Source organism: Natrinema sp. 1APR25-10V2, assembly GCF_031626495.1.
In the GTDB taxonomy this organism is placed as follows: domain Archaea; phylum Halobacteriota; class Halobacteria; order Halobacteriales; family Natrialbaceae; genus Natrinema.
In genome coordinates, this window is sequence record NZ_JAMQOJ010000001.1 from 898,859 (window position 1) to 907,708 (window position 8,850).

Below are 8,850 nucleotides of genomic sequence, written 5' to 3' on the forward strand. Positions count from 1 at the left end.
ACGGATCGATCCACGAACCGTCACGGTCGTCGAGTAGTGACATAGTTTTCCCGTTCGCTGCCACGGCGGCGTAGCGAAATCGAAAAGTCCGGGGAACGCCGAACGGTCGTATGGGTTTTCACACGTTTCCGATCGAACGGGCGGAGTCCCTCGAGGATCCCGGGCGCTACCGGTACTGCTCTCGCGAGGAACTGGTCGCGATGCTCGAGCCGACGGCCGACGGCGTCGTGGCGGATCTGGGTTCCGGGACGGGGTTCTACGCGGACGACGTCGCGCCGTTCGTCGACACGCTGTACGCGGTCGACGTGCAGCCGGCGATGCACGACTACTACCGTGAAAAAGGTGCTCCCGACGCCGTCGACTTTGTGACGGCCGAGGTCTCGTCGCTTCCGTTCGAGGACGACCGACTCGACGGCGCCTATTCGACGATGACCCACCACGAATACGCATCGCCACCCGCGGCCGACGACGGCGATCTCTCGACCGATGGAGCGCTAGTTGAACTAGCGCGCGTGATCCGATCCGGCGGCCGACTCGTCACGGTCGACTGGTCAGCCGACGGCGACGGGGAGGCCGGCCCGCCGGTCGAAGAGCGGTTCAGCCTCGCCGATGCGACCGCCGGCCTCGAGGACGCCGGTTTCGAGATCGAACGCGCCTGCGAGCGGCCGGAGACGCTTGCGATCGTTGCGATCCGATGAGTTGGAATACATTCGTCCAGTAATTAAACGAATATAGTCTTCCTTGGTCAACGTCTTCCGATTATTATTGTAGCTCCACAACACTTTTCCGAGGTATTGTCTAGCATTGTTCTATGCTGTACGACGATCCGTACACGCCCGAGCGATCGTACTACGAATGCCTCGATTGCGGCCATCGGGAGACGAGCGACTCGCTCGAGACCTGTCCGGAATGTGATGGCCGCGTTCGGAACATCGCAGTGCCGCGAGAGTAAACCGCCCCGTCGTGAGGCCGATCAGTCGAAGTCGGGCAGGTCTTCCGGCGGCTCGTACTCCGCTTCCCAGTCGACGTACTCCTCTTTGAGGGTGACCGAGACGATCTGGCCGAACTCCGTGAGTTCGGCGTTGATCGAGGAGACCGTCCCCCAAGTGTCGAGGTCGGGGTGGTACTCGCGGGCCTGCCAGTCCTCCGGAATGCCGGGCGCGTGATAGCCGACGCGATCCGCGAAGTCGTCCCAGAAGAAGTCGAAGCCGGCGAAGAGGTCGAGATCGCGCGCAATTCCGTACTCCCGCTCCCCGAGATCGGTGTCCGCGCGCCACTCGTCGAACGCCTCCGTCCAGGCACCCTCCTCGAGGAACGCCTGTAACTCCTCGCGGCGGTAGTCAATCTCCTCGGCACCGTCGGCGCTGATGGTCGCGTCCTCGTACTCGTTCGGGTCGACGAACTCCAGTTCCGGCGGCTCGGGTGGTTCGACCTCGAGTGTCATGGGCAGTCGTAGGTCGGGTCGGCGGATAAGAATTCCCACCTCGCTGTCGATCGATGGCGACCGCCCGGTCGCCGGTCATTCCCAGGAGTAGCCGAATTCTTCGCCGTCGCGGTGAATGTAATCGTTTTCCAGCACCTCACTTACCGTTCGACCGAGCTCGGCTAACTCGTCCTGAACGTCTTCGACCTCGCCCTCGTCGATATCGTCGTACTGGGTCGTCAGGTCCTCGGGAACCGTCGGCACGCGATAGCCGACGTCTTCCGCGGACGGATTCCAGTAAAAGTCGAGTTCCTCGAGCAAGCCCAGTTCGCGGACGGCTCGAAACTCCGACTCGTTCATGTAGGTGTCGGCCGCCCACTCGTCGAAGGCGTCCTCCCAGGCCCCCGCTTCCAGGAAGTCGGCTAGGTTTTCCCGGCGGGTGCTGTCACCCGTTCGCTCGTCGGGTTCGTCGACGGCGTCGTAGTCGCCGGGGTCTTGCGGCCCGCGGAGCGTCGGCGGCTCGGGTGTCTCGACGTCGAGGGTCATGAGGGCTACTACGACCGACAGCGGTATGGGGTTTTCCCGGCGAGTGGACGGCTGGTCGCCTCGTTTGCCCGCTCGAGGCGCCGTCGATCCCAACACTCAATCGCCGGCCGACCGTACCCGTACGCCATGACCGACTACGAGGCGGCGATCCTCGACGTCGACGGGACGATTGTCCGAGGCGACGACCCGCTTCCCGGCGCGGCCGACGGCGTGCGCGCGCTCGAAGCGGCCGGCTGCTCCCGCTTGCTCTTCTCGAACAACCCGACGCGCGGGAGCGATCACTACGGCGAGAAGCTCGCGCCCCACGGGATCGACGTCGATCCGAACACCGTCCTCACGTCCGCGACGGTCTCGGCGGAGTACCTCGCGGCGACCCACCCCGACGAGCGGGTCTATCTCGTCGGCGGAGAGCGCCTCGAGGCGATCCTCGAAGCAGCGGCCGTCGAGCTAACGACCGACCCCGACGCGGCCGAAGTCGTCCTCGGCTCGTTCGACAAGAACTTCTCCTTCGGCACGCTCTGGGAGGCCCTGCGAGCGCTCGAGGGCGACGTTCCGTTCTACGGCACCGATCCCGACGCAACGATCCCGATCGACGACGGTGAGATACCGGGCTCGGGCGCGATTCTCGCCGCGATGGAGGCCGTCGCCGGACGCGAACCGGACGCGATCCTCGGCAAACCGTCCTCGGTCGCGGCCGCTGCCGCCATGGACCGACTGGACGCCGATCCGACGAAGACGCTGGTCGTCGGCGACCGACTCGACACCGACATCGCCCTCGGGAACCGGGCCGGCATGGAGACGGCCCTCGTCCTCACCGGCATCACCGATCGCGCGGCCCTCGCTGCCGCCGACGTCGAACCGGATCACGTTCTCGAGTCGCTGGCTGCGGTCGAGACGCTTCTCTGAGCTGCAGCCGATTCTGCCGGAGCCCGCTCTCATCCGGTGCACTCGAGAGACATATTTATCCGTCACAGTCACGATGTACGACACATGAGAGAACGAATCAAGCAGGTGTTGCTCCGCGCTCGGTACGCGGCGATGGGGGCAGCGATCGGCGCGGCGATCGGCGGACTATTCAATCGGAACGCCGCGAGTACCGGCGGCGCAATCGGCGGCCTCGTCGGCGCGACGGTCGCCGACACCCGGGGGACGCTCGAGGGAGCGCTCGAAGAACTGCAGGAGCGCGATCCCCGATCGAAAGATATCGAACTCGAGTAACCGGACGGATTCGTCGAAACGTCGATTTTTGAACAGGCCTGAATTCAAACGTGTCAGTCTCGCTTCGGCTCGTCTCGGTCACTCGCGACTGCTCCGTCTAACCGGGTACCGTAGTAGATGCATCATTGCAGGCTCGATCATATGGCGCCATCTATTGAGAATTCCATACTCATGGCTACCGTCGAGACTGTCCTCTCGTCGATTTTCAGCACGATTCCCGAACTTCACTCCGGCCAACTCGGGTTGCTAGCGGGTGTTCTCGTCGGCCTCCTCTACTGGCACGGCCACCGCCAGTCGTCGCTCGCCCTCCTCACCGCGTTCTACCTGCTGGCGCTCGGTGTCGTGCCCGCTCCCTCGAGAGGACTCATTGTGGTGCAGTCCAAACCGTGGTACTTCTGCTCGTTTCTAGTACTGACGTCGGTGAGCGCGATCGGCCTCCGCGTCATGTGGGCGCGCGTTTCGGGCTCGAGTCGGCCGCAGGTGCCGGAGATCGGGCAACGAGAGATCTAGCGCTCGTTCGCAGCTCTTTGACGGCCCGCTACGGATTTTTCGGAGAGTCCAAGGCCACCGCAGAAATGTAGGAAGTATTTCATAGTCCCGGGCGGATTCGAACCGCCGTCATGGGCTCGCTTCCGTGACGGCCTGAACCGGACACGTCCAAAGGCCCATATGATTGGCCACTACACCACGGGACTCCTTGTTTCACTCGTCATCCCGCGTACCTCGCAAGTCCGTACGGACTCGCTCACCATCACGGGACTTCACTTGCGGGATAGATTGCCGTCGCACAATAGTGTTACTTTTCGGCGACAGGCGAGACGGCTATCTGTCCGTTCTCGGCGCGCCGATGACAGCTCCGACAGAGCGTGATCACGTTATCCATCGTGTGTGAATCTTCGACGTGCTCGAACGATCGGACGGGCCGTAGATGATGGACGTCCGGATTTCGACCGAGTTCTTCGTCGTCCACTCCGCAGTGCTGGCACTCGTAGTCGTCTCGCTCGAGCGCTTGGCTTCGAATCCGCCACCACTTCTGCCCGTAGTTGATCGAGCCGCCCTCCCACTGGTGGTGATCGGGGCCGACGACGTTCTCCGAGAGCCAGTCACCGTAGCACTCGAGCGTGCAGAACGGCCCTCGTTTCTGCCGTTCGAGTCTTGCCGGCCGGACTTCGAGGGACGCACCGCAGGCACGACACTCGATCACTACCCGTTTCCCTTTTTCTGCGTAATTCTTCGGAAGCAACCCGTCGACGGCCTCGACACACGCCGAACAGTAAATACCTTTTTTCGATGACGGATAGAACGAGAACGTCGATCCACAGCACGTACACGCTGCCGTTTCCTTCCCACCTTTCCAGTTGCCGTTGTGCTTGCCGCTGTTGGGATCGCAGTCGTCGCAAAACTCGAGTCGGGCTTTTGGATCGTGAAATTCGGACTCGCAGCCCGTACACGTTCGATTCGGGAGCGGTTCGTCGTGGACTTTGGTATGGCGTTGACGCATTCCTCGTTTCGTGCTCAACGACTTTCCACAAGTCGGACAAGCCATACGGGGGTTGGCCTCGGTATCCTGTATAAATATGAGGCCACGTCGACGGAGAATGCGATACTAAAATTACGTCAATTGATAAGAACGAGATGGTGAAACGGCTACCGAGAAGCCGGGGAATTACTTACAGATAGCCTTCCTCGGCCAGCCGCTCGATTCCTTCCTCGAGCCGTTCGTCACTCGCCGCGTAGGAAATCCGCGCGTAGCCGGGGGTACCGAACGCGCTGCCCGGTACCGTGGCGACGTGGGCGTCCTCGATCGCGCCCTCGCACCAGGCCTGATCGTCCTCGTCTACCGGAAGCATCATGTAGAACGCGCCCTCCGGCACCGCTACGTCGACGCCGTGGTCGTCGAGCAGGTCGACGACGAGGTCGCGGCGCTCTTCGAAGGCCTCGACCATTTCGGTGACGGCGTCCTCGGTCTCGAGGGCCTCGAGGCCGGCGTGCTGGACGAAGTTGACGGCTGACGACACCGAGTGGCTGTGGAGTTTGCCGGCCTGGTCGATCAGTTCCTCGGGGCCGGCGAAGTAGCCGAGCCGCCAGCCGGTCATCGAGTAGGCCTTCGAGAAGCCGTTGACGGTGACGGTGCGGTCGGCCATCCCCTCGAGCGTCCCCAGACTCGTCGGCTCGACGCCGTAGGTGATCTCCTTGTAGATCTCGTCGGAGATGACGGTGATGTCGTGTTCGACGGCCAGCTCGCGGACGCCCTCGAGCGCGGCGTCGGAGTAGACCGCGCCGGTGGGGTTCGACGGCGAGTTGACGATCAGCAGTTCGGTGTCGTCCGAGACCGCAGCGTCGAGATCGTCGAGCGCGGGCTCGAGCTTGAACTCCGAGTCGGAGAGATCGACGCGGGTCAGGTCGCCGCCGGCCATCTTGACCATGGCTTCGTAGGAGACCCATGCGGGGTCGAGCAGGACGACTTCGTCGCCGTCCTGGATCAGCGCCTGAACGATCTCGTAGAGGGCCTGCTTCGCGCCGGGCGTGACGATGATCTCGTCGGCGGTGTGGTCGAGGCCGTCGTCGGCGAGTTTGTCGGCGATCGCCTCGCGGAGCTCGAGGATGCCCGCGGAGGTGGTGTAGCCGGTGTGGCCGGCGTCCATCGCGTCCTTGCCCGCTTCGATGATGTTCTCCGGCGTAGGGAAGTCGGGCTCGCCGACCGAGAGGTCGACGACGTCTGCGCCCTCGGCCTCGAGTTCGGTGGCGAGCGCGGAGATGGCGAGCGTTGCGGACGGTTCGACTCGGCTTACGCGGTCGGTGAATTCCATCGTCATTGTGAATCGGAGTCGGTCGCGGGACTGGGGTCGGGGAGTTCGTCGACGAGATCGAGCGCGCCGTCGACGGCTTTCGCAGCGTTTTCGACGCGCTCGCGGGCTTCGGCGGCGGACATGCCGGGCCCCGTCACGCCGAGGGTTACGGGCGTATCGCGCTCGAGGCTCACGTCGGAGAGCCGCTGGGCGGTGGCGTCGGTGATCACCTGGTCGTGATTCGTATCGCCGGTGATGACGGTTCCGACGACGGCGACGGCATCGACCTCGTCGCGGCGGGCGAGCCGGTCGGCGGCCAGCGGCGCGTCGTACACGCCCGGCACGCTGACTGTCTCGTACACCTCCGCGCCCGCGGCGGTGGCCGCCTCGAGGGCTTCCTGCTCCATCTGCTCGGTGATCGGCCGATTGAACTCCGCGACCACCAGTCCGAGCGAGGTCATACGCGAGCGGTGGGGAGGGCGAGTAAAAGAGGTACCGTTCTCGGGTGACTGCGCGCCGACGCACCGCCGCCGAACCGAGCGCCGATGTGCCGGGGGCGCAATCCGAGATACCGCTCGCGTGACGGCGTTACGACGCGTTTTCGCTCCGGATCGTCACGCTCCCGTTCGTCGTTTCGATACGGATCGTCCGCGTTCCGTCGCCCAGCGTCACCTCGACGTCGCCGTCGCTCGAGACGTTCGAGCCGTCGAATCCCTCGATCGACACCTCGCCGTTGGTCGTCGAGACGCTGACCGACGCGTCGAGCGACGACGGTGCGCGAACCGTCACTTCGCCGTTGGTGGTGTCGGCGGTCAGATCACCGCCGTCCGCCGCGAGGGTGACGTCGATACTTCCGTTGGTCGTCTCCGCGCGCACGTCGCCGTTGACCCCGGCCGCGTGTACCGTCCCGTTGGTGCTGTCGGCGACCAGTGCTCCGTCGACGCCCTCGACGTCGATCCTGCCGTTCGTCGTGTCTGCGACCAGTTCACCCGTCACGTCACTGACCTCGACATCACCGTTGGTCGTCTCTGCGCGCGCGAGTCGGACCCCCGCCGGAACCGTCGCTTCGAGGTCCATCTTGGCATCGGGACCGATCAGGAACGGCGTCTCGTCTCGGTTCGTTTCCACCGTGAGGTGGCCGTCGCTCCGTCCGGTCTCGAGCGTCAGCGACTCGAGGGCGTCCTCGGTCGGGGCGGCCTTGTGGCCCCGAACCTCGATCTCCTCGCCCTGGTTCCCCTCGACGGTGACCGAGCCGTTCTCGGCGATCAGCGAGAGGGCATCGACGCCGTCGGTCCCGTAGGTCTCCGTCACGGTTTCCGTCGCGCTTCGTCCGGTCGCGAGACAGCCAGCGAGCGATCCGAGAACGCCGAGACTCCCCCCGGCGAGCAGCCGCCGCCGCGAAACGTCAGTCCTCATACCCATAGCTATGTGTTTCAGACGGGATATGTAATACCTGTCAGTTTCCGACCCGGGTGTTCTACACGAGGATTTTTATAGAATGAGTATCCGGCCCGGTCTTCTCCCGGTCGCGGTGGCGAAGCGACCGGGTCTCGAGCGACGGTCCGTTTGAGAATTCTTAAGCGCGGGCGACGACAACTGCCGCGCAATGACGACGTTACGGACGCCGGGACCGACGATCGGCGTAGTCGGCGGCGGACAGCTCGGGCGGATGCTCGCCGAGGCGGCTGCGCCGCTGGGCGTCGAGGTGGTCGTCCTCGATCCGACGCCGGACTGTCCGGCGGCGTTGGTGGCCCGCGACCAGATCGTCGCCGAGTTCGACGACGAAGCGGGGATCCGCGAGCTCGCCGAACGGGCCGACGTCCTCACGTTCGAAATCGAACTCGCGGATCAGGACGTGATGGCCCGGATCAGCGAGGAGACGGGGACGCCCGTTCACCCCGAGCCGTCGACGCTCGAGACCATCCACGACAAACTCGTCCAGAAGCGCGAGCTCGAAGACGCCGGGGTGCCGGTTCCGCCGTTCCGCGCGGTCTCCGACGCCGACGACGTGCGCGCGGCGATCGACGACTACGGCGCGCCGGTGATGCTCAAAGCTCGCACCGGCGGCTACGACGGCCGGGGGAACGTTCCCGTCGAGTCGAAAGCCGACGCCGAGGCCGCCCTCGAGTCGGTCGCCGGCCCCGCGATGGTCGAGTCGTTCGTCGACTTCGAGCGCGAGGTCTCTGTTATCGCGGTCAAAGGCGACGACGAAATCGAGACCTTCCCGATCGGCGAGAACGTCCACGAGGAGGAGATCCTCCGGGAGACGATCGTCCCCGCACGCTCGAGCGAGGCCCTCACCGAACGCGCCCACGCGGTGGCGCGCGACGTGCTCGATGTCATGGAGGGCCGCGGCGTGTACGGGATCGAACTGTTCGAAACGCGCGAGGCGCTTCGCGCCTCGGACGACTCGAGCGGCGATCAGCCGCGAGAAGGTGAGATCCTGCTCAACGAAATCGCGCCCCGGCCGCACAACTCCGGCCACTGGACGATCGAGGGGGCGCAAAGTTCGCAGTTCGAGCAGCACGCCCGAGCCGTGCTGGGCTGGCCGCTCGGCTCGACGGAGCTTCGCTCGCCGACGGTCTCGAAGAACCTGCTCGCGGACGTCGAGACGGACCAACCGGCGCAGTTGGGCGACATCGACGAAATTCTCGAGACGCCCGGCGCGCACCTCCACTGGTACGGCAAACGACAGGCCCGCCCCCTGCGGAAGATGGGCCACGTGACGCTCTCGGGCGGCGACGCGGACGCAGCGGTCGACGAATTGCTCGAGCGTGCGCGCGAGCTCGAGGCTGCCGTCACGTTCCGATCGTAACGTTTCGATTACGGGCCGCCCGGGTGGTCGACACGTTTGCTACCGTTTCAAGTCGCTCG

The 8,850-nt window shown here is 64.8% G+C and carries 12 protein-coding genes and 1 tRNA gene; 6 read left to right on the top strand and 7 right to left on the bottom strand.

Annotated elements, in window-relative coordinates; genetic code table 11:
- Nucleotides 1–110 precede the first annotated feature (110 nt).
- Together NDO75_RS04645 and NDO75_RS04650 are read left to right on the top strand one after the other, a co-directional pair.
- Nucleotides 111–698: a class I SAM-dependent methyltransferase gene (locus tag NDO75_RS04645; RefSeq protein ID WP_310904925.1), complete on the top strand. Its 588-nt coding sequence runs from the start codon at nt 111–113 to the stop codon at nt 696–698.
- A 113-nt stretch (nt 699–811) separates the two neighbouring features.
- On the top strand, nt 812–952 hold the full coding sequence (locus NDO75_RS04650; RefSeq protein WP_310904926.1) for a rubrerythrin-like domain-containing protein: 141 nt from the start codon (nt 812–814) through the stop codon (nt 950–952).
- Between the two features lie 21 nt (nt 953–973).
- On the opposite strand, the gene NDO75_RS04655 is transcribed toward NDO75_RS04650, so the two are convergent.
- Both NDO75_RS04655 and NDO75_RS04660 read right to left on the bottom strand, forming a co-directional pair.
- On the bottom strand, nt 974–1,444 hold the full coding sequence (locus tag NDO75_RS04655) for a hypothetical protein (RefSeq protein WP_310904927.1): 471 nt from the start codon (nt 1,442–1,444) through the stop codon (nt 974–976).
- Nucleotides 1,445–1,519: 75 nt separating this feature from the next.
- Nucleotides 1,520–1,969 carry a hypothetical protein gene (locus NDO75_RS04660; RefSeq protein WP_310904928.1) on the bottom strand — a complete coding sequence of 150 codons (450 nt, stop codon included), beginning with the start codon at nt 1,967–1,969 and terminating at the stop codon, nt 1,520–1,522.
- A gap of 126 nt (nt 1,970–2,095) precedes the next feature.
- Here NDO75_RS04660 and NDO75_RS04665 point away from each other — a divergent pair, with 126 nt between their 5' ends.
- The 3 genes from NDO75_RS04665 (at nt 2,096) to NDO75_RS04675 (ending at nt 3,697) form a co-directional block, all read left to right on the top strand.
- On the top strand, nt 2,096–2,875 hold the full coding sequence (locus NDO75_RS04665) for an HAD-IIA family hydrolase (protein WP_310904929.1): 780 nt from the start codon (nt 2,096–2,098) through the stop codon (nt 2,873–2,875).
- Nucleotides 2,876–2,959: 84 nt separating this feature from the next.
- On the top strand, nt 2,960–3,187 hold the full coding sequence (locus tag NDO75_RS04670; protein ID WP_310904930.1) for a hypothetical protein: 228 nt from the start codon (nt 2,960–2,962) through the stop codon (nt 3,185–3,187).
- A 171-nt stretch (nt 3,188–3,358) separates the two neighbouring features.
- Nucleotides 3,359–3,697: a hypothetical protein gene (locus NDO75_RS04675; protein ID WP_310904931.1), complete on the top strand. Its 339-nt coding sequence runs from the start codon at nt 3,359–3,361 to the stop codon at nt 3,695–3,697.
- 82 nt (nt 3,698–3,779) lie between these two features.
- Here NDO75_RS04675 and NDO75_RS04680 read toward each other — a convergent pair.
- The 5 genes from NDO75_RS04680 to NDO75_RS04700 form a co-directional block, all read right to left on the bottom strand.
- Nucleotides 3,780–3,882: transfer RNA gene (locus tag NDO75_RS04680), tRNA-Gln, on the bottom strand.
- Between the two features lie 101 nt (nt 3,883–3,983).
- On the bottom strand, nt 3,984–4,733 hold the full coding sequence (locus NDO75_RS04685; protein ID WP_310904932.1) for an HNH endonuclease: 750 nt from the start codon (nt 4,731–4,733) through the stop codon (nt 3,984–3,986).
- A 124-nt stretch (nt 4,734–4,857) separates the two neighbouring features.
- Nucleotides 4,858–6,003 (bottom strand): pyridoxal phosphate-dependent aminotransferase, encoded by a 1,146-nt coding sequence (locus NDO75_RS04690; RefSeq protein ID WP_310904933.1) that lies wholly within the window; start codon nt 6,001–6,003, stop codon nt 4,858–4,860.
- Nucleotides 6,000–6,437, bottom strand: coding sequence for a 6,7-dimethyl-8-ribityllumazine synthase (gene ribH, locus NDO75_RS04695; RefSeq protein ID WP_310904934.1), 438 nt, complete (start codon nt 6,435–6,437; stop codon nt 6,000–6,002). Before ribH ends, NDO75_RS04690 begins: the two co-directional genes overlap by 4 nt.
- Before the next feature lie 127 nt (nt 6,438–6,564).
- A complete protein-coding gene (locus tag NDO75_RS04700; protein WP_310904935.1) occupies nt 6,565–7,392 on the bottom strand; it encodes a DUF4097 family beta strand repeat-containing protein in 828 nt (275 codons plus the stop codon).
- Between the two features lie 190 nt (nt 7,393–7,582).
- Here NDO75_RS04700 and NDO75_RS04705 point away from each other — a divergent pair, with 190 nt between their 5' ends.
- Complete coding sequence (locus tag NDO75_RS04705; protein ID WP_310904936.1) at nt 7,583–8,791, top strand: 5-(carboxyamino)imidazole ribonucleotide synthase; 1,209 nt, start codon at nt 7,583–7,585, stop codon at nt 8,789–8,791.
- Nucleotides 8,792–8,850: the final 59 nt, after the last annotated feature.

Excerpts from the sequence above, each read along its gene's own strand:
- NDO75_RS04645 (WP_310904925.1), top strand. The coding sequence starts at position 111 with ATGGGTTTTCACACGTTTCCGATCGAACGGGCGGAGTCCCTCGAGGAT.
- NDO75_RS04650 (WP_310904926.1), top strand. The coding sequence starts at position 812 with ATGCTGTACGACGATCCGTACACGCCCGAGCGATCGTACTACGAATGC.
- NDO75_RS04655 (WP_310904927.1), bottom strand. The coding sequence starts at position 1,444 with ATGACACTCGAGGTCGAACCACCCGAGCCGCCGGAACTGGAGTTCGTC.
- NDO75_RS04660 (WP_310904928.1), bottom strand. The coding sequence starts at position 1,969 with ATGACCCTCGACGTCGAGACACCCGAGCCGCCGACGCTCCGCGGGCCG.
- NDO75_RS04665 (WP_310904929.1), top strand. The coding sequence starts at position 2,096 with ATGACCGACTACGAGGCGGCGATCCTCGACGTCGACGGGACGATTGTC.
- NDO75_RS04670 (WP_310904930.1), top strand. The coding sequence starts at position 2,960 with ATGAGAGAACGAATCAAGCAGGTGTTGCTCCGCGCTCGGTACGCGGCG.
- NDO75_RS04675 (WP_310904931.1), top strand. The coding sequence starts at position 3,359 with ATGGCTACCGTCGAGACTGTCCTCTCGTCGATTTTCAGCACGATTCCC.
- NDO75_RS04685 (WP_310904932.1), bottom strand. The coding sequence starts at position 4,733 with ATGGCTTGTCCGACTTGTGGAAAGTCGTTGAGCACGAAACGAGGAATG.
- NDO75_RS04690 (WP_310904933.1), bottom strand. The coding sequence starts at position 6,003 with ATGACGATGGAATTCACCGACCGCGTAAGCCGAGTCGAACCGTCCGCA.
- ribH (WP_310904934.1), bottom strand. The coding sequence starts at position 6,437 with ATGACCTCGCTCGGACTGGTGGTCGCGGAGTTCAATCGGCCGATCACC.
- NDO75_RS04700 (WP_310904935.1), bottom strand. The coding sequence starts at position 7,392 with ATGAGGACTGACGTTTCGCGGCGGCGGCTGCTCGCCGGGGGGAGTCTC.
- NDO75_RS04705 (WP_310904936.1), top strand. The coding sequence starts at position 7,583 with ATGACGACGTTACGGACGCCGGGACCGACGATCGGCGTAGTCGGCGGC.